The sequence below is a fragment of the Citrobacter sp. BDA59-3 genome (assembly GCF_015167655.1).
Classification (GTDB): domain Bacteria; phylum Pseudomonadota; class Gammaproteobacteria; order Enterobacterales; family Enterobacteriaceae; genus Phytobacter; species Phytobacter diazotrophicus.
In genome coordinates this window covers 4,576,711-4,601,430 of sequence record NZ_CP063427.1, presented here as the reverse complement: position 1 = coordinate 4,601,430, position 24,720 = coordinate 4,576,711, and the positions used below count along the sequence as shown (strand labels likewise).

General features: G+C 53.5%; 24 protein-coding genes and 1 riboswitch. Of the genes, 13 read left to right on the top strand and 11 right to left on the bottom strand.

Annotated features, from left to right (window positions below; translation table 11 throughout):
• Positions 1–65: 65 nt before the first annotated feature.
• Entirely contained in the window at positions 66–668 is a 603-nt protein-coding gene (plsY, locus tag IP582_RS21605; RefSeq protein WP_039078113.1) for a glycerol-3-phosphate 1-O-acyltransferase PlsY, read from the bottom strand.
• Positions 669–775: 107 nt separating this feature from the next.
• Between plsY and folB the strand changes: the two genes are divergently transcribed.
• The gene (folB, locus tag IP582_RS21600; protein WP_079497094.1) at positions 776–1,144 is read left to right on the top strand and encodes a bifunctional dihydroneopterin aldolase/7,8-dihydroneopterin epimerase; all 369 of its coding nucleotides are present in this window, start codon (positions 776–778) and stop codon (positions 1,142–1,144) included.
• Between the two features lie 106 nt (positions 1,145–1,250).
• Positions 1,251–2,069 carry an undecaprenyl-diphosphate phosphatase gene (bacA, locus tag IP582_RS21595; protein ID WP_039078111.1) on the top strand — a complete coding sequence of 273 codons (819 nt, stop codon included), beginning with the start codon at positions 1,251–1,253 and terminating at the stop codon, positions 2,067–2,069.
• 11 nt (positions 2,070–2,080) lie between these two features.
• On the opposite strand, the gene IP582_RS21590 is transcribed toward bacA, so the two are convergent.
• Positions 2,081–3,322 (bottom strand): multifunctional CCA addition/repair protein, encoded by a 1,242-nt coding sequence (locus tag IP582_RS21590; protein WP_193796326.1) that lies wholly within the window; start codon positions 3,320–3,322, stop codon positions 2,081–2,083.
• A 116-nt stretch (positions 3,323–3,438) separates the two neighbouring features.
• On the bottom strand, positions 3,439–4,059 hold the full coding sequence (locus IP582_RS21585) for a TIGR04211 family SH3 domain-containing protein (protein ID WP_039078109.1): 621 nt from the start codon (positions 4,057–4,059) through the stop codon (positions 3,439–3,441).
• Positions 4,060–4,296: 237 nt separating this feature from the next.
• Here IP582_RS21585 and IP582_RS21580 point away from each other — a divergent pair, with 237 nt between their 5' ends.
• From IP582_RS21580 to hldE, 3 genes are read left to right on the top strand one after another with little or no spacing between them, the layout of a single operon-like run.
• Positions 4,297–5,598, top strand: a complete 1,302-nt coding sequence (locus IP582_RS21580; RefSeq protein ID WP_125123851.1) for an inorganic triphosphatase — start codon at positions 4,297–4,299, stop codon at positions 5,596–5,598.
• Between the two features lie 20 nt (positions 5,599–5,618).
• Positions 5,619–8,471: a bifunctional [glutamate--ammonia ligase]-adenylyl-L-tyrosine phosphorylase/[glutamate--ammonia-ligase] adenylyltransferase gene (gene glnE / locus IP582_RS21575; RefSeq protein WP_193794413.1), complete on the top strand. Its 2,853-nt coding sequence runs from the start codon at positions 5,619–5,621 to the stop codon at positions 8,469–8,471.
• A gap of 46 nt (positions 8,472–8,517) precedes the next feature.
• Positions 8,518–9,951, top strand: coding sequence for a bifunctional D-glycero-beta-D-manno-heptose-7-phosphate kinase/D-glycero-beta-D-manno-heptose 1-phosphate adenylyltransferase HldE (gene hldE / locus IP582_RS21570; RefSeq protein WP_193794412.1), 1,434 nt, complete (start codon positions 8,518–8,520; stop codon positions 9,949–9,951).
• Positions 9,952–10,075: 124 nt separating this feature from the next.
• Here hldE and IP582_RS25590 read toward each other — a convergent pair whose 3' ends face one another.
• The 4 genes from IP582_RS25590 to ubiK form a co-directional block, all read right to left on the bottom strand.
• A complete protein-coding gene (locus tag IP582_RS25590; RefSeq protein WP_228008004.1) occupies positions 10,076–10,132 on the bottom strand; it encodes a type I toxin-antitoxin system Ibs family toxin in 57 nt (18 codons plus the stop codon).
• A 248-nt stretch (positions 10,133–10,380) separates the two neighbouring features.
• Positions 10,381–12,084 (bottom strand): flotillin family protein, encoded by a 1,704-nt coding sequence (locus IP582_RS21560; protein WP_228007924.1) that lies wholly within the window; start codon positions 12,082–12,084, stop codon positions 10,381–10,383.
• A 17-nt stretch (positions 12,085–12,101) separates the two neighbouring features.
• Positions 12,102–12,731, bottom strand: coding sequence for an OB-fold-containig protein (locus IP582_RS21555; RefSeq protein ID WP_193794411.1), 630 nt, complete (start codon positions 12,729–12,731; stop codon positions 12,102–12,104).
• 185 nt (positions 12,732–12,916) lie between these two features.
• Entirely contained in the window at positions 12,917–13,222 is a 306-nt protein-coding gene (ubiK, locus tag IP582_RS21550) for a ubiquinone biosynthesis accessory factor UbiK (protein WP_193794410.1), read from the bottom strand.
• Positions 13,223–13,345: 123 nt separating this feature from the next.
• A riboswitch (FMN riboswitch) is annotated at positions 13,346–13,616 on the top strand.
• 95 nt (positions 13,617–13,711) lie between these two features.
• Here ubiK and ribB point away from each other — a divergent pair.
• Together ribB and IP582_RS21540 are read left to right on the top strand one after the other, a co-directional pair.
• Positions 13,712–14,365 (top strand): 3,4-dihydroxy-2-butanone-4-phosphate synthase, encoded by a 654-nt coding sequence (ribB, locus tag IP582_RS21545; RefSeq protein WP_039078103.1) that lies wholly within the window; start codon positions 13,712–13,714, stop codon positions 14,363–14,365.
• A gap of 202 nt (positions 14,366–14,567) precedes the next feature.
• On the top strand, positions 14,568–14,780 hold the full coding sequence (locus tag IP582_RS21540) for a hypothetical protein (protein WP_193794409.1): 213 nt from the start codon (positions 14,568–14,570) through the stop codon (positions 14,778–14,780).
• A 22-nt stretch (positions 14,781–14,802) separates the two neighbouring features.
• Here the strand turns inward: IP582_RS21540 and zupT are convergent, their stop codons facing one another.
• Positions 14,803–15,582 carry a zinc transporter ZupT gene (gene zupT, locus IP582_RS21535; RefSeq protein WP_039078101.1) on the bottom strand — a complete coding sequence of 260 codons (780 nt, stop codon included), beginning with the start codon at positions 15,580–15,582 and terminating at the stop codon, positions 14,803–14,805.
• 196 nt (positions 15,583–15,778) lie between these two features.
• Here zupT and ygiD point away from each other — a divergent pair, with 196 nt between their 5' ends.
• Positions 15,779–16,567 (top strand): 4,5-DOPA dioxygenase extradiol, encoded by a 789-nt coding sequence (gene ygiD, locus IP582_RS21530; RefSeq protein ID WP_193794408.1) that lies wholly within the window; start codon positions 15,779–15,781, stop codon positions 16,565–16,567.
• 51 nt (positions 16,568–16,618) lie between these two features.
• On the opposite strand, the gene IP582_RS21525 is transcribed toward ygiD, so the two are convergent.
• The 3 genes from IP582_RS21525 to tolC all read right to left on the bottom strand — a co-directional run bounded on the left by IP582_RS21525 (position 16,619) and on the right by tolC (position 20,064).
• Positions 16,619–17,779, bottom strand: coding sequence for a glutathionylspermidine synthase family protein (locus IP582_RS21525; protein ID WP_039078189.1), 1,161 nt, complete (start codon positions 17,777–17,779; stop codon positions 16,619–16,621).
• A 5-nt stretch (positions 17,780–17,784) separates the two neighbouring features.
• Positions 17,785–18,459: a DUF1190 family protein gene (locus IP582_RS21520; RefSeq protein ID WP_193794407.1), complete on the bottom strand. Its 675-nt coding sequence runs from the start codon at positions 18,457–18,459 to the stop codon at positions 17,785–17,787.
• Between the two features lie 159 nt (positions 18,460–18,618).
• The gene (gene tolC, locus IP582_RS21515) at positions 18,619–20,064 is read right to left on the bottom strand and encodes an outer membrane channel protein TolC (protein WP_193794406.1); all 1,446 of its coding nucleotides are present in this window, start codon (positions 20,062–20,064) and stop codon (positions 18,619–18,621) included.
• 205 nt (positions 20,065–20,269) lie between these two features.
• Here tolC and nudF point away from each other — a divergent pair, with 205 nt between their 5' ends.
• The 5 genes from nudF to parE are packed head-to-tail and all read left to right on the top strand — an operon-like array spanning position 20,270 to position 24,682.
• A complete protein-coding gene (nudF, locus tag IP582_RS21510) occupies positions 20,270–20,902 on the top strand; it encodes an ADP-ribose diphosphatase (protein WP_039078097.1) in 633 nt (210 codons plus the stop codon).
• The gene (locus IP582_RS21505; protein WP_039078096.1) at positions 20,899–21,321 is read left to right on the top strand and encodes a DUF1249 family protein; all 423 of its coding nucleotides are present in this window, start codon (positions 20,899–20,901) and stop codon (positions 21,319–21,321) included. Before nudF ends, IP582_RS21505 begins: the two co-directional genes overlap by 4 nt.
• A gap of 24 nt (positions 21,322–21,345) precedes the next feature.
• Positions 21,346–22,173 (top strand): 3',5'-cyclic-AMP phosphodiesterase, encoded by an 828-nt coding sequence (gene cpdA / locus IP582_RS21500; protein ID WP_039078095.1) that lies wholly within the window; start codon positions 21,346–21,348, stop codon positions 22,171–22,173.
• Entirely contained in the window at positions 22,173–22,748 is a 576-nt protein-coding gene (gene yqiA, locus IP582_RS21495; protein WP_039078094.1) for an esterase YqiA, read from the top strand. The genes cpdA and yqiA overlap by 1 nt, the downstream gene beginning before the upstream one ends.
• A gap of 41 nt (positions 22,749–22,789) precedes the next feature.
• Positions 22,790–24,682, top strand: coding sequence for a DNA topoisomerase IV subunit B (parE, locus tag IP582_RS21490; protein WP_039078188.1), 1,893 nt, complete (start codon positions 22,790–22,792; stop codon positions 24,680–24,682).
• The last annotated feature ends 38 nt before the right edge of the window (positions 24,683–24,720 follow it).

The window sequence follows — 24,720 nt, the reverse complement described above, 5'->3', positions numbered from 1 at the left end:
GCAATGAAAGGGGTGAACACGGCATTTTCCCGGATATGATACTTTTTATCCGGGAGGGGATCCGTCTACTTTTTTTTCTTCAGTTTGTGCCAGATTTTTGTCTCCTGACGACGCCATAACCGCTGAATGTTGTCGTGGTGACGTATCAGGATCAGGCAGGAGAGCATGGCAACCGGAAAGGTAAACTGGGGTTTAAACCACCAGACATAGAAGGGCGCAATCAACGCGCTGACAATCGCACCTAACGAAGAGTAACCGCTAAGCAGGACGGTCAGCAGCCAGGTTCCCGCCATCACGCCCGTTAAGTCCCAGCCAATGGGCGCAATCGCACCAAAGGCAGTAGCTACGCCCTTTCCGCCCTGAAAATGGAAAAAAACAGGCCAGATATGCCCAAGGCAGGCGGCGATAGCAATAAGGCCAAGCCAGAAGGGAGTGATGCCAAGCGCATAGGCTCCCCATACCGGCAGCATGCCTTTTAGCACGTCAAAAATCAGTACCGTTACGGCTGCTCCTTTGCCGCCAATTCGTAATACGTTGGTCGCCCCTGGGTTGCCAGAGCCACTCTCACGTGGGTCTGGCAGACCTGCGATGCGGCAGACCAGAATGGCGCTGGATATTGAGCCGCAAAGATACGCGAGGATGATCATTCCAGGCGCGATTGCACTCATAACGCTGTTCCATTGTGAAAATGTCGTTTTATTATCTGCATCAGTGGATAATACGCATAAATTATGGAAAGTGGTATCCAGGTTAGCCAAAAAGCAGGTGGGGCGTGATGGACATTGTATTTATAGAGCAACTTTCGGTAATCACCACCATCGGTGTGTATGACTGGGAGCAGACGATTGAGCAAAAGCTGGTGTTCGATATCGAAATGGCATGGGATAACCGCCAGGCGGCAAAGAGCGACGATGTTAATGATTGTCTGAGCTATGCAGACATAGCAGAAACCGTCATTGCGCATGTCGAAGGAAGTCGTTTTGCGCTGGTAGAACGGGTCGCCGAAGAGGTCGCTGATTTACTGCTGAGCCGTTTTAACTCTCCATGGGTGCGCATCAAATTGAGCAAGCCAGGTGCTGTCGCGCGGGCCGCCAACGTTGGCGTCATCATTGAGCGTGGCAATAATCTGAAAAAAATTATTTAAATTCATAATTATTAAACCAAGCGCTAGTCTTCTGGTCATACGTCATGGCCATACGCGGCTTCCCTTGTGGTAAGCCGTTTTTTATGTCTGTTTAGGGGTTTATTTGATGAGCGATATGCACTCGCTGCTGGTGGCAGCAATTTTGGGTGTTGTCGAAGGATTGACGGAGTTTTTACCGGTTTCCAGTACGGGCCACATGATTCTTGTGGGGCATTTACTGGGTTTTGAGGGAGATACCGCAAAAACGTTTGAAGTTGTGATTCAGTTAGGGTCGATTTTGGCTGTGGTGGTGATGTTCTGGCGTCGCCTGTTTGGATTGATTGGTATTCACTTTGGTCGTACCCCCCATGAAGGCACAGGCACAGGTCGCCTGACGCTCATTCATATCCTGCTGGGCATGGTTCCCGCCGTTGTTCTCGGCCTTGTTTTCCACGATGCCATTAAATCTCTCTTTAACCCCATTAACGTGATGTATGCGCTGGTGGTGGGTGGGGTACTGCTGATTGCGGCGGAATGCCTCAAACCAAAAGTGCCGCGCGCCGAAGGGGTGGACGATATCACCTTGCGGCAGGCATTTATGATTGGCTGCTTCCAGTGTCTGGCGCTATGGCCGGGATTCTCCCGTTCTGGAGCAACAATTTCAGGTGGTATGCTCATGGGCGTGAGCCGTTATGCGGCTTCGGAGTTCTCGTTCCTGTTGGCGGTGCCAATGATGATGGGCGCCACCGTACTGGATTTGTATAAGAGTCTTAAGTTCTTGACCGTGGGTGACATTCCGATGTTTGCCGTCGGCTTCGTGACGGCGTTTATCGTCGCTCTCATCGCGATCAAAACCTTCCTGGAGTTGATCAAACGTATCTCGTTTATCCCGTTTGCGATCTATCGCTTTATTGTCGCTGCCGCGGTCTACTTCATCTTTATCTAAATAACATGCCCTCAGTCTTTTGGCTGAGGGCAACGTTGTTCTTTCCAGTCAGCCACGGCCTGAATGCGACGGCGCGTTAACTCTTCACGCACTTCAATGCCTTTGAAACCTGCCTCAACAACCGCTTTGCTGGAGACCGCTTTTGCGACATCCCAGGCCTCACGCAGCAAGCGTCCCTGCGGGTAGTCGCACGCCTCAAACCCCGCACGTCCGCGCACGTCGGCCTCGCTGGTCAGGGCGATTTGCTCAACCCGCTGCGGCTTGCGCCAGGCGTCAATCGAATCGAACAATTTAACGATGGTCTTTGGCTGCAGGATCGGAAAGGTATGGATCAGATCATGGAATTCCGCCACCAGTTTGGCCAGATCGCGGATATCGTTCGGTACGCGCAATCGCTGGCAGACGCCCTCGACAAGTTTGACGCCCGCCGGGCCATGCCCGTGATGGCGTGGCCAAAGTTCCGGTGGTGTTAACCCTTTTCCCAGGTCGTGGCAGAGAGTGGCAAAACGCACATCAACCTCAGGGCTGAGCATCGCAGCCATGCTCACGGTCATCAGGGTATGAAGACCGGTATCGATTTCAGGATGCCATTTTGCCGGCGCGGGTACGCCAAACAGCGCGTCCACTTCCGGGAACAGCACTTTTAGCGCCCCGCAGTCACGCAACACCTGGAAAAAGACCTGTGGATTACGGGTCTTGAGGGCGTTCTCCGTCTCTTTCCAGACGCGTTCAGGAGTCAGATGCGCCAACTCACCTGCGGTGGTCATATCGCGCATGAGCGTCATGGTTTCGTCGGCAATGCGAAAACTTAAATGCGCATAGCGGGCGGCAAAACGCGCCACACGCAGAACACGCAAGGGATCTTCGGCAAACGCGGGGGAAACATGGCGCAGCAGGCGGCGGTGCAAATCGTTCTGACCGCCATAGGGATCGATTATGTTGCCGTTATCATCCTGCGCAAGTGCATTGACGGTTAAGTCGCGGCGTAACAGATCTTGCTCAAGCGTCACATCCGGCGCGGCATAGCAGGAAAAACCGGTATAACCGAAACCTGATTTTCGTTCAGTACGGGCAAGAGCGTACTCTTCGTGACTTTGTGGATGGAGAAACACGGGAAAATCGCGGCCTACCTGCTGGTAGCCCGCGTCGAGCATCTCTGCTGGCGTGGCGCCAACCACCACCCAATCTTTGTCTTTGACCGACAGGCCCAGTAACGCATCGCGAACTGCGCCACCGACCAGATAACTCTTCACGCCGCCTGACTCCTCACATCTGTGACTTTTCATTAACCTGCCTTATCGGAAATTGAGACAGGTTTTTATTTTTGCCGACAGATAATACGTAAGTGTAGAGAAGATGGCTAATCAGCTTAGTTCATCCAACGATCTTTGCGTTTACGGCGCGGGATTAAATGCGGCAGTACAAGGCCCAGGAAGAGACCCGCACCCAATACGCCACCGCCATACATAAACCACTGCATGATAATGGTGCGTTGTTTGTCGTCGAGTTGCAGGTTAGCGGCGTTCACTTTCTTCTGCGCGACAATAAGCTCGTTCTTAAGCTTCTGATTTTCTTCTTTCAGGCTGTTAATGACCCCATCACTACCGGCCACTTTTTGCTGCATATCCGCCGTGCGCTGGTTCCAGGTATTGTCGATATTGTTGAGCTTATCGGTCAGGGTCTTCACCTGGTTTTCCAGTTCCGGCACGCGCGTGCGCAGGCTGGGCTGAGTATTGAGTTCTTTAAGAGGGATCCAGGCCGTACGGCCACTGCTATCGCGTACCTGTGCGTAGTTAGACGCTTCATTGGTTTGCAACAGCACCACTTCCTCGCCGGCGTTTACCGTGCCCACGAGGCGATAGTTATCTCCCGGGCCACTGCGAACCCAGGTGTTCAATTCATCAGAGACGTAACGTTTTTCTTCGGCATGGGCCAATGTGGAAACGCTAAGCGCAAATAAGGTCATTCCAATCAGGCGTAATTTAAGCATCAGGCGTCGTTATTATCTTTAAGCGTGAATAAAAACAGTGCCAACAGTCTGACGATAGCTGGCAGGCGGCATCAATCGGAATCATCCGGGTCGAACAAAGCGCATAAGTGAACTTTTACACCCATGATATCGCGCATTGCATGGCAATCTGACACAAAATACTATCTACTGACAAACATCGGGCGCGTTAGTTCGCCGAAATTTTGACTGATGTGACATAACCATAAGTGCAAAGCCATGGCTCAGGAAATCGAATTAAAATTTTACGTACATCCCGACAGCGTTGAAACGCTTCGTAACCATCTTCATTCGCTCACCGACGATCGCGTAGCGCCCACCCAGTTACTCAACATCTATTACGAAACGGCAGATAACTGGCTGCGTCGTCATGATATGGGGCTGCGTATCCGCGGCTTCGATGGTCAGTACGAAATGACGATGAAAATCGCCGGACGCGTTGTCGGCGGGTTACATCAACGTCCTGAATATAATATCGCGCTGGATAAACCGGAGCTGGATCTGGCTCGCTTTCCGCAGGAAGTCTGGCCGGATGGCGCGCTGCCAGAAGATCTCCAGGCGCAGACACAGCCGCTCTTTAGCACCGATTTCTACCGGGAGAAATGGCTGGTTAACGTCGGTGAAAGCCGTATTGAGATTGGGCTGGACCTGGGCGAAGTTAAAGCCGGCGAGCTGGCTGAGCCTATCTGTGAGCTTGAGCTTGAACTGCTAAGCGGCGATCCGGCGGATATCCTCAAACTTGCCCGTCAGCTCGTGACCCAGTCAGGGCTGCGTCAGGGAAGCCTGAGTAAGGCCGCACGCGGCTATCATCTGGCGCAGGGTAATGCCGAACGTCATCGCCGCCCGACGCCCATACTCAAAGTTCAGCCGAAAGCCACAACGGAGCAGGCTTTTACCGCCGCGCTGGAGCTGGGACTTTCGCAGTGGCAGTACCATGAAGAACTGTGGGTTCGCGGCGATACCCGGGCAAAAGCGGACGTACAGTCTGCGATTACGCTCATTCGCCATACTCTTATGTTGTTCGGCGGCATTGTGCCGCGTAAAGCGAGCGCACGGCTGCGCGATTTGCTGACTCAGGCGGAAGCAACGTTGACGTCAGATGTCTCCGCAGCGACGGCCGCATGGAGCGCAGAGGCGGCAACGGCGAAACTGCTGTTGACAGAGTGGCTGGTTTCCCAGGGCTGGCGCACCTTCCTCGATGACAAAGCGCAGGCGAAATTTGCCGACTCCTTCAAACGTTTTGCCGATACCCATTTGTCCCGCTGCGCCGCTGAACTCAAAAGTACGTTCGCGCATCCGTTGGGAGACAGTTATCGCGACCAGTTGCCACGTCTGGCACGAGAAATAGACAATGTGCTGTTGCTTGCTGGCTATTACGATGCGGCGCAGGCAAATGCCTGGCTGGAAAACTGGCAAGGCTTGCTCCACGCCATTGAGACACGCCAGCGTATTGAAATCGAACATTTCCGTAACGAAGCAATCTGTCAGCAGCCCTTCTGGCTGCACAGTGGACAACGCTAACCCGGTCAAGGAACCCCCCGATGATGCCGCACTCTCCACAGTTACAGCAGCACTGGCAAACAGTACTGGCCCGCTTGCCTGAGTCGTTCAGTGAAACACCGCTTAGTGAACAAGCGCAGTTAGTGCTTACTTTCAGTGATTTTGTGCAGGATAGCCTTGCCGCGCATCCTGACTGGCTGGCTGAGCTGGAAAGCGCGCCGCCACAGGCGGACGAGTGGAAGCAGTATGCGCAAACCCTTCGCGAATCGCTGGAGGGGGTGGGAGATGAGGCATCATTAATGCGTGCGCTGCGCCTGTTCCGTCGCCATATGATGGTGCGCATTGCCTGGGCGCAGTCGCTGGCGCTGGTGGCAGAAGAGGAGACGTTGCAGCAATTGAGCGTACTGGCGGAGACCCTGATCGTCGCTGCACGTGACTGGCTTTACGATGCCTGCTGTCGCGAGTGGGGAACGCCATGCAATCAGCAGGGGGAACCGCAGCCGTTGCTGATCCTTGGCATGGGCAAGCTGGGTGGCGGGGAGCTTAACTTTTCGTCCGATATCGATCTGATTTTTGCCTGGCCGGAAAACGGTTCAACGCGCGGTGGGCGACGCGAACTTGATAACGCCCAGTTTTTTACTCGTCTGGGACAGCGCTTGATCAAAGTGCTCGACCAGCCGACGCAGGATGGCTTTGTCTATCGCGTGGATATGCGGCTGCGCCCGTTTGGCGACAGCGGTCCGCTGGTGCTGAGTTTTGCCGCGCTGGAAGATTATTATCAGGAGCAGGGGCGCGACTGGGAACGTTATGCGATGGTGAAAGCCCGCATTATGGGCGATAAGGACGATGTTTACGCTGGCGAATTACGGGCCATGCTGCGGCCGTTCGTCTTCCGTCGCTATATCGATTTCAGCGTTATTCAGTCTCTGCGTAACATGAAAGGGATGATTGCCCGCGAAGTGCGCCGCCGTGGTCTGAAAGATAACATTAAGCTGGGCGCGGGCGGCATCCGTGAGATTGAGTTTATCGTTCAGGTGTTCCAGTTGATACGCGGTGGGCGCGAGCCGTCGTTGCAGTCCCGTTCACTGTTACCGACGCTGGACGCTATCGATAAGCTGGGTTTGCTGCCGCCTGGCGATGCACCGGCGTTACGCCAGGCCTATTTGTATTTGCGCCGTCTGGAAAACCTTCTGCAAAGCATTAACGACGAACAAACGCAGACGCTGCCGACAGATGAACTCAATCGCGCGCGTCTGGCCTGGGGGATGCGGGTCGCTGATTGGGAAACCCTGACCGCTGAGCTTGAAAAGCAGATGTCTGCCGTACGAGGGGTATTCAACACCCTGATTGGCGATGACGAAGCCGAAGAGCAGGGGGATGCGCTCAGCGGGCAATGGAGTGAGTTGTGGCAGGATGCGTTTCAGGAAGATGACAGCACGCCAGTGCTGGCGCACCTTTCTGATGATGATCGCCGCCGCGTGGTCGCGATGATTGCTGATTTTCGCAAAGAGCTGGATAAGCGCACCATTGGCCCGCGCGGCCGCCAGGTGCTCGACCATCTGATGCCGCATCTGTTGAGTGATGTCTGCTCCCGTGAGGATGCCCCTGTACCGTTGTCTCGCGTGACGCCGCTGTTAACGGGAATTGTCACGCGTACGACGTATCTTGAGCTGCTCAGCGAGTTTCCCGGTGCGCGTAAACATCTGATTTCACTCTGTGCCGCCTCGCCGATGGTGGCCAGTAAGCTGGCGCGCTATCCGTTATTGCTGGATGAGTTGCTCGATCCGAATACCCTTTATCAGCCCACGGCGATGAATGCCTACCGGGATGAGCTACGTCAGTATCTGCTGCGTGTGCCGGATGACGATGAAGAACAGCAACTGGAGGCGTTACGCCAGTTTAAACAGGCTCAATTGTTGCGTGTGGCGGCAGCAGATCTGGCTGGCACACTCCCCGTGATGAAAGTGAGCGATCACTTAACATGGCTTGCCGAAGCCATCATTGAAGCCGTGGTACAACAGGCGTGGAGCCTGATGGTATCGCGTTATGGGCAACCGAAACACTTACGCGACCGTGAAGGCCGTGGGTTTGCGGTGGTCGGTTACGGCAAACTGGGCGGTTGGGAGCTGGGCTATAGTTCCGATCTGGATTTGATTTTCCTTCATGACTGTCCGGTGGACGTGATGACTGACGGCGAGCGGGAAATCGATGGCCGTCAATTTTATCTGCGCCTTGCCCAGCGCGTGATGCATCTGTTCAGTACGCGCACCTCATCCGGGATCCTGTATGAAGTGGACGCGCGCTTGCGACCGTCCGGTGCGGCGGGAATGCTGGTGACCTCAACTGAATCTTTTGCCGACTACCAGCGCACCGAAGCCTGGACCTGGGAACATCAGGCGCTGGTTCGCGCCCGCGTTGTCTATGGCGATCCACAATTAAACGCGCAATTTGATGCCATCCGCCGCGATATCACCATGACCGTGCGTGATGGTGCGACGTTACAAACCGAGGTGCGCGAGATGCGCGAAAAAATGCGCGCTCACTTGAGCAATAAGCACAAGGATCGCTTTGATATTAAAGCCGATGAGGGTGGAATTACCGATATCGAATTTATCACCCAGTATCTGGTGCTGCGTTATGCCCATGCAAAACCGAAACTGACGCGCTGGTCGGACAATGTCCGCATTCTGGAGGGGCTGGCGCAAAACGGCATTATGGAAGAGCAGGAAGCGCAGGCACTTACCACCGCCTATACGACGTTGCGTGACGAGCTGCATCACCTGGCGCTACAGGAGCTGCCGGGGCATGTTCCGGAGGCATGTTTTGTCGCTGAGCGCGCGATGGTGCGAGCCTGCTGGAACAAGTGGTTGGTGGAGCCGTGCGAGGACGCGTAAGTGTGCTATTATCGCGCGCAAATTTTGTATCTCTCAGGAGACAGGAATGAAAGTAACGCTGCCAGAATTTAATCAAGCGGGAGTGCTGGTCGTAGGCGATGTGATGCTGGATCGCTACTGGTACGGTCCAACCAGCCGCATTTCACCGGAAGCGCCGGTGCCAGTGGTGAAGGTTGAAACCATTGAAGAGCGTCCGGGTGGTGCGGCGAACGTAGCAATGAACATCGCTTCTCTGGGCGCGGGCGCGCGTCTGGTTGGGTTGACCGGTATTGACGATGCGGCGCGTGCATTGAGCAAAGCGCTGGCGGACGTCAACGTAAAATGCGACTTCGTTTCTGTTCCAACTCACCCTACCATCACCAAGCTGCGCGTACTGTCGCGTAATCAGCAACTGATTCGTCTCGATTTCGAAGAGGGCTTTGATGGTGTGGATCCTGAGCCGCTGCATGAACGGATTAATCAGGCGCTGAGCAGCATCGGCGCGCTGGTGCTCTCCGATTACGCCAAAGGGGCGCTGACCAGCATTCAGCAGATGATCACGCTGGCGCGCGGTGCAGGCGTGCCTGTACTGATCGATCCGAAAGGGACCGACTTTGAACGCTACCGTGGTGCGACCCTGTTGACGCCGAATCTCTCCGAATTTGAAGCCGTGGTCGGCAAATGCAAAGACGAAGACGATATTGTTGCACGTGGCATGAAGCTGATTGCCGATTTCGACCTGACTGCGCTGCTGGTCACCCGTTCTGAACAGGGAATGACGCTGCTACAGCCGGGCAAAGCACCACTGCATCTGCCGACGCAGGCGCAGGAAGTGTATGACGTGACCGGTGCGGGTGACACGGTGATTGGTGTGTTGGCTGCTACGCTTGCCGCGGGTAATTCGCTGGAAGAAGCCTGCTTCTTCGCGAACGCTGCTGCTGGCGTTGTGGTGGGTAAACTCGGGACTTCAACGGTTTCGCCTGTCGAGCTGGAAAACGCGGTGCGCGGGCGTTCTGAGACGGGTTTTGGTGTGATGACCGAAGAAGAACTGCGTGACGCCGTGGCGGCAGCACGCAAACGTGGCGAAAAAGTGGTCATGACCAACGGCGTGTTCGACATCCTGCACGCGGGCCATGTGTCATATCTGGCGAATGCCCGTAAGCTCGGCGATCGTCTGATCGTTGCGGTGAACAGCGATGCTTCCACTAAACGGCTGAAAGGGGATTCGCGCCCGGTTAATCCGCTTGAGCAACGTATGATTGTTCTCAGCGCGCTGGAAGCCGTGGACTGGGTGGTCCCGTTTGAAGAAGATACGCCGCAGCGTCTGATTGCCTCCGTTCTGCCGGATAAGCTGGTGAAAGGGGGTGACTACAAGCCGAAGGAGATCGCCGGTAGCGAAGAAGTGTGGGCCAACGGCGGTGAAGTGCTGGTGCTCAACTTTGAAGATGGCTGTTCGACCACCAACATCATCAGGAAAATCCAGAAAGACAGCGAGAAGTAAGCAATGCGGGAGATGCATCGAACATCTCGTTATGTCGCTCTCCTCGCTGTTGACGGTGCTGCTTTTTCGACCTAAATTAAAGGAACAAGGGTGAGAGGGGATTTCTCCCCCCTCTGATTGGCTGTTAGTAAGCTGCGAAACTTATCGTTAACAGAACAATCAGTATGATGATGTGCTTCATCATAACCCTTTCCCTATTAAAGCCCCTTCCTCGGGAGGGGCTTTCCCGTTTCAGCCCCTTGCTGACCCAGCGATTGTTGGTGAGTGCCTCGACAGGGACAAGAGCTTTTCCCCTCGGATGTTTTATTACTGGGTCGTTCACGCAAAATGGCCTCCGTTCCGAACGTTACGTACTGAAAAGGCGCGTTCAGAATAAAAAAATCCCCGGCTTTATGGGCCAGGGATGGGGTTGCATAAGGTGGGAGGAAACTATTCCTCTTTTACCGTTTCTTCTTTTACCGCTGTGACCGCGATTTCTTCATTAGGCCCGACCGCAGGCGATGAATTTAACGGCGTTGCCATGGCTGCCAGCGAGCCGCCGGAAATCCCAATTTCATTAAGCAGCGAATCAATCAGCGGCGCCTGAGTTCGGTAGGCGAGGGCGGCAGAGAGCGCCTGTTCCGCCAGATTGTCACCGTTAACCGTACCTGTGGTCACTTCGCCTGCCGCTCCGCCGCGGTTCAGCCCATCTACCTGAATGATCTTGATACCTTCGATGGACTTCATTGGCTCAACGGATTTCTCGATAACCGCAGGCAGAGACTGCAGAAGTGCCAGTTTGAATTTGAGGCTGGTTTGTTCGTTGGAAAGCACGTTGATCGCATCGTTCAGCGCGCGCTGCGCTTCGGCTTCCGCCAGACCTTTTTTCCGCGTTGCTTCCGCCAGTTCGACGATGGCTGCAGCCTGCAATTCTGCCGCTTCTTTCTCGGCTTTGGCGCGTACAGTCAGCTCAACCGCTTTGGTTTCCGCATCCTGAGCTGCGGCAATCAGCGCAACCTGTTTTGCACGATCGGCTTCTGCGGTCTGACGCGTGGTTTCTACGTTTTGCTGGGCACGAACGGCTTCCGCCAGCGCGTCGTTGGCTTTTGCTTCCGCCTGTGACTGTTGCTCTGACTTCGCCGCGATGGCGATGGATTTCGTCTGGCTGGCAATCTCCGTCACCTGCTGTTGCTCGATCTCTTTAATGCGAACTTCACGCTCAGCCTCAACTTTTCTGGAACGTACTGCCTGTTCGCGTTCGATTTCACTTTCCTGAATTTGCCGTTCCGCAAGGATACGTGTTTGCTCGGCTTCACGATGGCGCTCTGCTTCGAAGGCGGCGATTTTGGCATTCTGCTCGGCGGTGCGGGTTTTCACCTGCTGCTCCTGCTCAAGCGTCATAAATGCCTCTTGCTGTTCAATCTCAAGTTTGCGCGCCAGGGCATCGCGGTTCTTCTCACGGACTGCGACTTCAACGTCCTGCTCGACTTCGTTACGTTCACGGCGACGGCGCTCAGTTTCCTGAGTCAGTTTGGTGAGACCTTCGGCATCAAAGGCATTGTTCGGGTTGAAATGCACCTTTTCCGTCTGGTTGAAGTTGGTTAACGAGACGCTTTCCAGCTCCAGGCCGTTCTTCGACAGATCTTCCGCAACGGTGTTTTGCACACCCTGAACGAAGTTCTCGCGAGTGTCCTGTAACTCATGCATGGTCATCTGGGAGGCCGTAGCACGCAGGGCATCAACGAATTTATCTTCAATCAGCACGCGGAGATCTTCTGGTGACAATGTACGCTGCCCCAATGTTTGTGCGGCAGTGGCAATCCCCTCAATCGACGGTTTTACGCGTACGAAAAAGGCAACAACGACATCAACGCGCATACGATCTTTAGTGATCAGGCTGTCAACCGTAGAGCGGCTCACCTCGAGTTTAAGGGTGTTCATGTTAATCGGAATAATTTCGTGGAAGATAGGCATCACAATCGCGCCGCCGCTCATTACCACTTTCTGCCCACCTAAACCTGTTCGTACAAACGCCTGCTCAGCCGAGGCCCGACGGTATAACCGGGCAAAAATAATCCCGATGACCAATAAGACAAAAACGGCTATCAGGGCATAACTCATCCATGAGGGAAATAGATTCAAGAGATTTTCCATAATACTTCCTTTTGTTTTTACAATTCATTCGGCCAGGGGTTCAGTTCCGCCAAATAACGGCTGGCGGACAACCGACAAATAATGAGGACCTTATCGCCTCGTTTAAACGTCTTTCCTTCTTCGGGTTCCAGAAGTAAATAATGTACCTGCCCAAACTTATCTTTAAATTTTCCTTCGCAAGGGCGTTGAGGCTCCGCACTGTGACCCGTGATAATGGCCATGGCGCCAATAAAATCATCTTCTGTGATCGCACTGGTTTCATCTCCCGGTAGCCAGTGTCCTAAAAGTTTACCGGTATAGTGTGTGCAAATACCTGAAAAAATAAGGCAGAAAGGGGTCAGGACTATATTGGGAAGCGGGGTTTGCAGCAGTGTCACGCTCATGTGCTGTAAAAAAATGCCAGACAGGCCGAAGCAACCGGCGATAAGGCAAAGGACAACCAGTGCGGGAACGCGACCAAAATTAAGGTAATGGAAAAACTGGTTCAAATGGCCTGAAGCGACGCCGTCATAATCACCCAGATGTGAATCAATAACACCAGAAATAACATTCCCAAAGAACAGGGAGACAATTTCCACAATACCTATAAGCGCCACAAATGCGAGGGCAAAAAAGTAGGGCGAGTAGTATTCAGGAAAAATATCCATATATTCTCCTTGGGTTATTGTTTTTTAAATCAGACGCATATTTCCGTGAGTATTAAAGACGATAATATCATAAATGGAGAGGTAACAAAAAGGTGGATGAACTCCCGGAATATCGTAGGGTAATCGATGAAAACCTTATCGATTACCCCTTTGCGGTTGGCTATGAGGGGGATGCCAGAATTGGCTTAAACACCTGTGTCTGGCGAATCAACCGGAGGAATTGCCGGAGCCGGTTTCACCTCTGCTGACGCATTGCGATTTTCCAGTTCGCTCAGACGTTGCTCGAGCAACGCCAGTTTTTCACGTGTACGCAACAGGACTTGTGTCTGTACGTCAAACTCCTCACGGCTGACAAGGTCAAGGCGAGTCAGTTGCGCCTGCAGAGACTGGCGGATTTTTTTCTCAACATCTTCCCCGAACTCGCGAATCCCTTTTGGCATCGATTCGTGGACCTGACGCGCAATCTGTTCAATTTTTTTCGGGTCAATCATTTGTATGTTCCCTGTTCGGATAGGTTCTGACAATTATTGTAGTGTGATATGCCATAACGATAAACCAGATTTGTTTGAAGGTTACGCGTTGCCGAAGGTAATCAATAGCGTTATAGTTATCCCGCTTATTCTCAGGGCGGGGCGAAATTCCCCACCGGCGGTAAATCAGCGATGTCCAATAGATTTCGCGTAGCGGCAAGGCGGCAACTGAGCGAATTCCAGGAACATAGTCAACTATGTAACTGGGATGAGTGAAGGAAGCCAACGCAGCAGCGGCGTTAAAGATGAAGGACAGGTTGAAAGCCCGCGAGCGCTTTCGATGAAAATCGAAAGGTCAGCAGATCCGGTGTAATTCCGGGGCCGACGGTTAAAGTCCGGATGGGAGAGAGTAACGATTCAGTTGGGCCTGGAGGCCTGCTCGCGTTATTTTTTTATACTCCTAAGACTGCCCTGATTCTGGTAACCATAACTTTAATGAGGTCTTTTACCATGAATCAGACGCTGCTTTCTTCTTTTGGCACGCCATTCGAACGTATTGAAAATGCTTTAACTGCACTGCGCGAAGGCCGCGGTGTAATGGTTCTCGACGATGAAGATCGCGAGAATGAAGGCGACATGATCTTTGCCGCTGAAACTATGACCGTTGAGCAGATGGCGCTGACCATCCGTCACGGTAGCGGGATTGTTTGCCTGTGCATCACCGAAGATCGTCGTAAACAACTTGATCTGCCGATGATGGTTGAAAACAACACCAGCGCTTACGGTACCGGCTTTACCGTTACCATCGAAGCGGCTACGGGGGTTACTACCGGTGTTTCGGCTGCCGATCGTGTTACTACCGTGCGTGCTGCCATTGCCGATGGCGCTAAACCCTCTGACCTTAATCGTCCGGGCCACGTGTTCCCGCTGCGTGCGCAGCAGGGCGGTGTATTGACGCGCGGCGGTCATACCGAAGCGACGATTGACCTGGTGACCCTGGCAGGGTTCAAACCGGCCGGTGTGCTGTGTGAACTGACGAACGATGATGGCTCCATGGCGCGCGCGCCGGAGTGTATCCAGTTTGCTCGCGAGCACAACATGGCTGTTGTCACCATCGAAGATCTGGTGGCTTATCGTCTGGAGCATGAGCGTAAAGCCAGCTAAGTGATAGCCATGCAATGAAAAAAATCCGAAGCCGGGCACCGACTTCGGATTTTTTTATGTCCCTGTGAGTATCTTGCTGAAAATACCCCATTTATCCGCTTTGTTGATCTCGCTAATGGCGACAACGGCTTGCTACTTATAAAGTGGTACCCATGACGTAATGGCTCGCGCAACCACATGTGGAGCGTGATAAGGAAGGGGTATGCTGATTTATTGGTGCGGTTTTTTTGTCGTTGTGCTCGTGATGTTCGCGCATATCATGTGCCTGCGCCGGAATTGCAGGGCATTTCGCCAGGATCGTGATGCGCAACAGGAAGGCTATCAGCGCGCGTTAAAGATCATCCAGTCCATGCAAGCAAATGAGCAAGTGCAGGCGAAACCCGAAGCGGCTTCTGAAAGCGGCGTTGCTCAATAGGCGCGAGCAACGCCTGATTGTATTAACCAAATCCCATCGTTTGCAGCGCAACCAGGCTAAGGCCCATTACTGACATCCCGCAAAGCACGCCATAGCTTGGGTTGTTGTTGGGGTCTATCTCTTTAGCCAGCGGCATCAGTTCATCAACAGAGAGCGCGACCATAATGCCGGCAACCGCTGCCATGACCGCCGCCATCACCATCGGGGAGACCAGGCTTCCCAGAATCAGCCAGGCAAGAACCCCACCGAGAATCTCGGCAAACCCGGATATCCCCGCCCAAAAAATTGCCGTTCGTTTTGAACCCGTTGCTGCATAAACCGGTCCGGCAACCGCAAGACCTTCTGGAATATTGTGTAAGGCTACCGCCAGGGCAATACCGAAACCGAGTTCAAGGTCGTTACTGGCCGTCACAAAGGTGGCGATCCCCTCCGGAAAGTTATGCAGGCTGATGCCCAGCGTCAATAAGATCGCCGTACGTTGGATCTTGCGGGGGACCGGGTGCTGCGAGCATGAACCCTGCATTAAATCCTGCGGGTGTGCATGGGGGAGCATACGGTCAAGGGCAAAGTAACCCAACAGGCCAATGACGAACATGCCATAGCCCAGCATGGGTGACATGCCTTCGGTAGCCAGTGCGGCTGGCAGCATCTCCATAAGGGAGATAAGCAGCATAATGCCGGCGGCAAATCCCAGCGAAAATGCCAGTACACGGTTTGACGGTTTCTGGCCAAGAACCCCCAGAAAGGCGCCGATAAAGGTAGCAGCGCCGGCAAGTAACGTCAGAATCAGTGGGGCTGACATATATCACTCCTTATGATAATGCTTCTCATTAATGCTAAATATTAATGGGTTCCAAAGTGAGGCCGCCGCATCACCTTTACACAATTCTTACATCAAAAATTCTGAATATCTTCATCATGCTTATCTGAGTTCATCACCCGATGAATAAGCGTAATGTGTGTTCATTAAATATGACACACTCAGTAAGGATATCATCATGTCTGCACCTCGCATGCCAGCACTGTTTTTGGGCCACGGCAGCCCGATGAATGTTCTGGAAGATAACGTTTATACCCGCGCCTGGGCTCAGCTTGGCGAAACACTGCCGCGTCCTAAAGCTATTGTGGTTGTCTCAGCGCACTGGTTTACGCGTGGTACCGGGGTAACCGCGATGGAAGCGCCGCAGACAATCCATGACTTTGGGGGCTTTCCTCAGGCATTGTACGACACCCATTACCCGGCACCGGGCTCGCCTGCGCTGGCCCAGCATCTGGTTGAACTGCTGTCGCCCGTGCCGGTCACTCTGGATAAAGAAGCCTGGGGTTTTGACCACGGCTCCTGGGGCGTGTTGATCAAAATGTATCCGAATGCCGATATCCCAATGGTGCAATTGAGCATCGACAGTACCAAACCAGCGGCATGGCATATGGAAGTAGGGCGTAAGCTGGCGGCACTGCGCGATGAAGGCATAATGCTGGTGGCGAGCGGTAACGTGGTGCATAACCTGCGTACGGCACGCTGGCATGGCGATAGCGCGCCTTATCCGTGGGCGACCGCTTTCAACGAATTTGTGAAGAATAACCTGACATGGAAAGGGCCGACCGAACAGCATCCGCTGGTCAATTATATGGAGCATGAAGGTGGTTCGCTTTCTAACCCTACACCGGACCATTTCCTGCCGCTGCTCTATGTTCTGGGGGCGTGGGATGGGGTGGAGAATATCTCGATTCCGGTAGACGGTCTGGAAATGGGCAGCCTGAGTATGTTGTCGGTGCAGGTAGGCTAAGGCTTTGTAGCCCCGGGAAGCGTATGCGCACCCAGGGCTCCTTGTCGCACGTTACTCCACAAAAATATGCGGATAGAAACGTGACAGATCCTGGGTGATCAACGCCCGGTCTTCACGAATGCCAATACCTGCCGGTTGATCGTTGATAAGCCAACTGCCAATCAGCGTGTAGCTGTCGCCAAACCTGGGTAACTGACAGAACTGCTGGACGATCATCCCTTCTTCGCCGTATGGGCCTTCGACTTCCTCGATCGTTTTGCCATTTTCGATAATGGACACATTTGCCCCTTCGCGAGAGAAGATAGGTTTAATGACGTATTTTTCCATTTCCGGGTGAGCATCTTCGGCAAACCAGGCAGGTAACAGGTTCGGATGGTTGGGGAACATCTCCCACAGCATTGGCAGGAGCGCTTTGTTCGAAATAATGCTCTTCCATGCCGGTTCCAGCCAGCGAACGCCTGCATCTTCCAGCTTGGTCGAGAAGTCTTCGCGCAGCATATACTCCCAGGGGTACAGCTTAAACAGATTACTGATCACCTGATCCTGCAGATCGGTAAACTGCCCTTTTTCCCCCAGGCCAATATCTTCAATATAGAGAAACTCGCTGGCCACATCCGCTTCTGCGGCGCAGTCTTGCAGATATTGCACGGTACCCCGGTCTTCAACGGTATCGCGACAGCAAGCGAAATGCAGTAGGTTAAAGCCATGCTGTTCGCGTAGCTCTGCAAAACGCTCAATAAGTTTTTCCTGCAGGCTATTGAATTGATCGCAGCCTTCCGGCAGCTTGCCGGCGGTTATCTGATCTTCCAGCCAAATCCACTGAAAAAATGCCGCTTCATACAATGAGGTTGGTGTATCGGCATTATTTTCCAGCAACTTCGGTTCGCCGGTACCATCCCACGCCAGATCAAGGCGTGAATAAAGCGACGGCTGCCCGGTTTTCCAGGACTGACGTACAAAGCCCCAGGTGTGCTTTGGAATGCGGAATTTCGCCAGCAGTTCATCACTGGCGATAACCTTGTCCACAACCTGCAGACACATTTGATGGAGCTCGGCGGTGACCTCTTCCAGTTTCTCGACCTGGGCGAGCGTCAGTTTGTAGTAGGCATCTTCACACCAGTATGGCTCGCCATACATGGTGTGAAAGTTGAAACCATACTCGGTGGCTTTCTCGCGCCAGTCGGGACGTTCGACAATGTTGATTCTTTCCATGGTCATCAGCCGCCCATTGAACGGGTTGAGGTGCCGCTGGCGCTACTCTGCATAGAGGCGGCTTGTTTGGCCACGGACTGACCAAAACCGCCACGCGTGATGGTGGAGGTCGTTGCAGGTTTTGGTGCCATCGCGGTTTTCGAAACCGTTGCGCTACGGCCAGGCTGGGCTGCACCATAGCTTTTGCCGCTGGCATCGGTGTACTGACCATAGGCCGGGCTGGCCGGGTTTTTGGAGCTGAACAGCGGTTGCTGGGCATAACCCGCGCCGCCGCCCATCAGGCGACCCATCATGTAACCTGCCATCAGCGGCATCCAGAAACTGCCACCAGACTGTTGTGCCTGCGCCTGGTTTTCCGTCGCCATACCTGCCTGAGCAGGAGCTTGCTGACACTGACCTTCGCCAAACTCAGCGACGCAATCCTCGCGCGATGCATATTTCGGCGCGGTACGCGCGGCTTCTTTCAGCGCATTGTCATAGGTGGTTTTACATTCGGCGCTTTTGTCCGGGTTCGCCGAAGCACAGTCATCGGCATTCTGATACATTTTTACTGTTTCATCGTTTTGTTCGCACCCTGCCAACATAAAGACGGCAGTCACGGCCAGCGCTACGGGCGTCAGGTGACGCGCGCCCCAGCTTTTGCGAAACATCGCATGATTAATATTTTTTGTCCGTTTCATATTTGTCTTCCGAGACCCACAGGTATTAATAAAAGGTCAGGATAGTGGATGAGTGTCTGAAAATGAAGCAGGAGGCGGGGCAGCAGGGGGGATCTTTACGTTGCCTTACGTAAAAACGGGGGCTGTATGCCCCCGTACGATAATAATGGGAAAAAAGAATTAATGCGTTGTTTTGCGCACGCTGGCCGGCTGTGTCTGAGGAGCCTGTCCGTTTGCCATCTTCTCAACGCGAGCTTCTTGCTCTGGGTTTTCCGGCGCCACATTTTCTGGCGAGGTAGAGACAGGTTTACCCAGTGTGTTGTTCAGCGCCAGTAGATCCTGTTCATTCAGGGTGCCGAGGGCAGATTTAATATTCAACTGGTTAATCAGATAGTTATAACGCGCGCTGGAAAGTTGCTGCTTCGCGTTATACAGCGTGGTGGTTGCGTCCAGTACGTCCACAATGGTACGTGTACCCACGGAGTAACCTGCTTCCATCGCATCCAGAGAACTTTGCGCAGAAACAACGGCTTGTTTATACGCGTTAATGCTACTGATGGAGGCATTCACGTTGTTGAAGGAGGAACGTACGGTCTGTACAACGCTGCGGTGTGCGCTTTCCAGTTGCTCGCTTGCGCCAACAAAGTTGTACTGTGCCTGTTTCACCTGCGAATTCACCATCCCGCCCTGATACAGCGGCAGGGAGAAGCTCAGGCCCACTTTATTCTGACCAATTTTGCTGTCGTCATACTGGGCGCTGTTGGTACGGGAGCCGCTGTAGGAAGTATTCGATACCGCAGTAGACGCGGTCAAATCGAGCGTCGGCAGATGACCATCTTGCGCCTGGCGAATCTGCTCACGCGCCAGATCCTGGCTCAGACGTGCCTGCAGCAACGTCAGGTTGCGGCTTTCTGCGTCCTTCAGCAGTGTGTTCACCGCCTGAGGTTTGTCTGTTTTGAAGCCATCAACATTCAGTGATGCCAACTGCGGATAATAATTACCGGTGACCTGACGCAGTGACTCGACGGCATTGTCGAGATTGTTACGGGCGGTCACTTCGTTAGCCAGTACGGTGTCATACTGTGAACGGGCGTTCTGTACGTCGGTAATCGCAACCAGACCCACATTAAAACGCTGGGTAGTTTGGTCTAACTGACGGTAGATAGCCTGTTTCTGCGCTTCGGTATAAGAGAGCGAATCAATCGCGCTTAATACGTTAAAATAAGCGGTGGCAGTATTCAAAATGAGTGTTTGCTGATCGGTCTGGTACGTCACATCCTGGATGCCTGCGGATTTTTCCTGTAACGTCAACGCACGCCATTTGGACATATCAAACAAGGTTTGCGTAAGCTGCAGGGAGCCGCTGGTGGCATTGGAGTTCACACCATTGCTGTCGCGATAGCCATTGCTGTAGGTGTAATCCGCACCCAAACCCAGCTGTGGCAGTAACGGGCTGCGCGCTTCGTTAATTTTCTCGAAAGCTGCATCACGATCGGCGGCGGATTTACGCAGATCGGGGTTGCTTAAACGCGCCTGCTGATAAACCTGCAACAGGTTTTCTGCCTGGCTCATAGCACTGAAACCTGTCAGGCTCAGGCCGATAAGAATGGGGAGCAATTTCTTCATTTGCATTCCTTGTTGTGAAGCATGAATAGCGCTGATCTAAATTCAGAAATATTCGCCGATTCTAACAGAGAGCGCCACCGCTGAAGGTTGGCGTAAAGTGCCATCCGACGTAAATTTGCCCCAATCTATCACATGGCGCTTTAAACGGCAGTCAAACAGGCTTGAAAACCACAAAATCAACATTAATTAATAACAGGATATCCGCATGAGTAAGCCAGAAACCTCTGCTGTGACTTTCACAAAAAACGATGTAGAAATTATTGCACGGGAAACGCTCTATAGCGGTTTTTTTTCGCTCGAACTCTACCGTTTTCGTCATCGTTTGTTCAATGGTGAGATGAGCGGTGAGGTACGGCGCGAAATTTTTGAACGCGGTCACGCTGCAGTCTTGCTACCCTTTGACCCAGTAAGGGATGAAGTGGTGTTAGTCGAACAGATTCGCATTGCTGCGTTTGATACCAGCGAAAGCCCGTGGTTGCTGGAGATGGTGGCCGGCATGATCGAAGAGGGCGAGTCTGTTGAAGATGTCGTTCGACGTGAGGCGGTAGAGGAAGCCGGGCTGACCGTGGGTCGGGTGAAAAAGATGTTGAGCTATCTGGCAAGCCCTGGGGGCACCAGCGAGCGCTTATCCATATTGGTTGGCGAAGTGGACGCCACGCAGGCCGAAGGTATTCACGGTCTGGTGGATGAAAACGAAGATATTCGTGTTCATGTGGTGAGCCGGGAACAGGCTTATCAGTTGGTAGAAGAGGGGAAAATCGACAACGCAGCGTCTGTCATCGCCCTGCAATGGCTGCAACTGCATTATGAGAGCTTACGAAACGAGTGGAAAAAATGAAGCGTTATACACCTGACTTCCCTGAAATGATGCGCCTGTGCGAGACCAATTTCGCACAGCTCCGCCGCCTGTTGCCGCGTAACGACGAGGCAGGCGAAACAGTGAGCTATCAGGTGGCAAATGCGCAATACCGGTTAACGATTGTCGAGTCCACCCGCTACACTACGCTTGTGGAAATCGAACAGACCCTGCCCGCAGTCAGCTACTGGAGCCTGCCATCAATGACAGTGCGCCTGTATCACGACGCGATGGTAGCCGAAGTGTGTTCGAGTCAGCAGATCTTTCGTTTTAAAGCACGTTATGATTATCCGAATAAAAAGTTGCATCAACGCGACGAAAAGCATCAAATTAATCAGTTTCTGGCCGACTGGCTACGTTACTGTTTAGCACATGGAGCAATGGCGATTCCGGTTTGTTAGCGTAGTGAAACCTAAGGACACCATTTGGAAAGCCTGTTAAACCTTCCTCTGGCTGGTGGGGCCAGAGTCAGGATATTACAAATTACAGACACTCACCTGTTTGCCGAAAAACATGAAACGTTGTTAGGTGTGAATACCTGGGAAAGCTATCAGGCCGTACTGGATGCCATTCAGGCCCAGCAGCGTGAGTGTGATTTGATTGTCGCCACGGGCGACCTGGCGCAGGATCAGACCGCTGCGGCTTATCAGCATTTTGCTGAGGGCATCGCAAGATTCGGCGCGCCTTGTGTCTGGCTGCCAGGTAATCATGACTTTCAACCGGCGATGTATACCGCACTGCAGGAAGCAGGAATCTCCTCATCCAAACGGGTAATCACTGGCGATAACTGGCAAATTCTCCTGCTTGATAGCCAGGTATTTGGCGTTCCGCACGGTGAGTTGAGTGAATTCCAGCTCGACTGGCTGGAAAAAAAACTGAGTGCCAGTCCTGAACGTCATACGCTGCTATTGTTACATCACCACCCGTTGCCTTCGGGATGTAGCTGGTTGGATCAACACAGCCTGCGCAATGCCGCAGAGCTGGATAACGTGCTGGCGCGTTTCCCGCATGTTCGCTACCTGTTATGCGGACATATTCACCAGGAGCTGGACCTCAACTGGAATGGCCGCCGCCTGTTAGCGACGCCATCGACCTGCGTGCAGTTTAAACCGCATTGTGCCAATTTCACGCTCGACACAATCGCGCCGGGCTGGCGCTGGTTGGATCTGTACCCGGACGGAAGCCTGCAAACTGAGGTCTGTCGTTTGCAATGCACGCGGTTCAACCCGGATACCGCGTCAGAAGGATACTGATGGCCACGCTCCTTTATTTGCATGGTTTTAACAGCTCGCCGCGCTCTGCGAAAGCGACGCAGTTGCGTCATTGGCTGGCTGAACATTACCCGGATATCAACGTTGTCGTTCCCCAGTTGCCCGCTTACCCGGCGCAGGCTGCGGAACTGCTGGAATCGTTGGTGATGCAACATGGCGGGCAGCCGCTGGGTATTGTCGGTTCGTCCCTTGGGGGCTACTACGCAACCTGGCTCTCTCAGTGTTTTACGCTGCCAGCGGTAGTGGTGAATCCTGCCGTTCGCCCGTTTGAATTGCTGGCAGAGTTCCTCGGTAACAACGAGAACCCCTACACCGGGGAGCAATATGTGCTAGAGTCTCGCCATATTTACGAGCTCAAAGTGATGCAGGTCGACCCGCTGGACGCGCCGGATTTAATCTGGTTGCTGCAACAGACAGGGGACGAAGTGCTGGATTACCGCCAGGCCGTGGCGTATTACGACGCATGTCGTCAGACGGTAGAAGAGGGCGGTAACCATGCATTTGTGGGCTTTGAGAATCATTTCACACAGATTGTCGATTTCCTTGGGCTCCATTGAGCCCGCCGGGAAACGAAGCGGTCACTATCTACGAACACACCATGACGCAATCCTATAACGCTGATGCCATAGAGGTACTCACCGGGCTTGAGCCGGTTCGCCGCCGTCCGGGGATGTATACCGATACCACTCGTCCCAACCATCTTGGTCAGGAAGTTATTGATAACAGCGTGGACGAAGCGCTGGCAGGCCACGCGAAGCGCGTGGATGTCATTCTGCACGCCGATCAATCTCTCGAGGTCATTGATGATGGTCGTGGTATGCCGGTGGATATTCACCCGGAAGAGGGGGTGCCTGCGGTCGAGCTGATTCTTTGCCGTCTGCACGCTGGCGGCAAGTTTTCCAACAAGAACTATCAGTTCTCCGGTGGCTTGCACGGCGTAGGGATTTCTGTGGTCAACGCCCTGTCTCGTCGCGTGGAAGTGAACGTGAAGCGTGACGGTCAGATTTACAATATCGCTTTCGAAAATGGCGAGAAGGTCAGTGACCTCAAGGTTGTCGGGACCTGCGCGAAACGCGCGACCGGTACCAGCGTCCACTTCTGGCCGGACGAGAAGTTCTTCGACAGCCCGCGTTTTTCCGTCTCCCGCCTGAGCCATCTGTTGAAAGCGAAAGCTGTGCTGTGCCCTGGCGTGGAAATCACCTTTAAAGATGAGGTGAACAACGCCGAGCAGCGCTGGTGCTATCAGGATGGTCTGAATGACTATCTTGCCGAAGCGGTGAATGGTCTGCCGACGCTGCCGGAAAAACCGTTTATTGGCAATTTTGCGGCTGAAACCGAAGCCGTGGATTGGGCGCTGCTCTGGTTGCCGGAAGGCGGTGAGTTGCTGACGGAAAGCTACGTCAACCTGATCCCTACCATGCAGGGCGGTACTCATGTAAACGGTTTGCGTCAAGGGTTGCTCGACGCGATGCGTGAGTTTTGCGAATACCGCAATATTCTGCCGCGCGGCGTGAAGCTCTCGGCGGAAGATATCTGGGAACGCTGTGCATATGTGTTGTCGGTGAAGATGCAGGATCCGCAGTTCGCCGGGCAGACCAAAGAGCGTCTGTCATCGCGCCAGTGTGCGGCCTTTGTTTCCGGTGTAGTGAAAGATGCCTTTAGCCTGTGGCTGAACCAGAACGTGCAGGCCGCAGAAATGCTGGCGGAAATGGCGATTTCCAGCGCCCAGCGTCGCCTGCGTGCCGCGAAGAAAGTGGTGCGTAAAAAGCTCACCAGTGGCCCGGCGCTGCCAGGCAAACTCGCTGACTGTACCGCTCAGGATCTCAACCGTACCGAGCTGTTCCTGGTGGAAGGTGATTCGGCGGGCGGTTCTGCCAAGCAGGCGCGCGATCGTGAATATCAGGCGATCATGCCGCTGAAAGGTAAGATCCTGAATACCTGGGAAGTCTCCTCTGATGAGGTGCTGGCTTCGCAGGAAGTGCATGATATCTCTGTGGCGATCGGTATCGATCCGGACAGTGACGATCTGAGCCAGTTGCGTTACGGCAAGATCTGTATTCTGGCGGATGCTGACTCGGATGGTCTGCACATTGCGACGCTGCTGTGCGCGCTGTTTGTGAAACATTTCCGCACGCTGGTGAAGAACGGCCATGTCTACGTTGCTCTGCCGCCGTTGTATCGTATCGATCTGGGCAAAGAAGTTTACTATGCCCTGACCGAAGAAGAGAAAACGGGTGTGCTGGAGCAGCTTAAGCGTAAGAAAGGCAAGCCAAACGTGCAGCGCTTTAAAGGTCTGGGTGAAATGAACCCGATGCAGTTGCGTGAGACGACGCTTGATCCTAACACTCGCCGACTGGTGCAGCTCGTCATCAGTGATGACGATGATCAGCGGACGAATGCAATGATGGATATGCTGTTGGCCAAGAAACGTTCGGAAGATCGTCGCAACTGGCTGCAGGAAAAAGGTGATATGGCGGATATTGAAGTTTAAGCCACTGAGACTCTTCAGGCCTGATGGCCTGAAGAGTA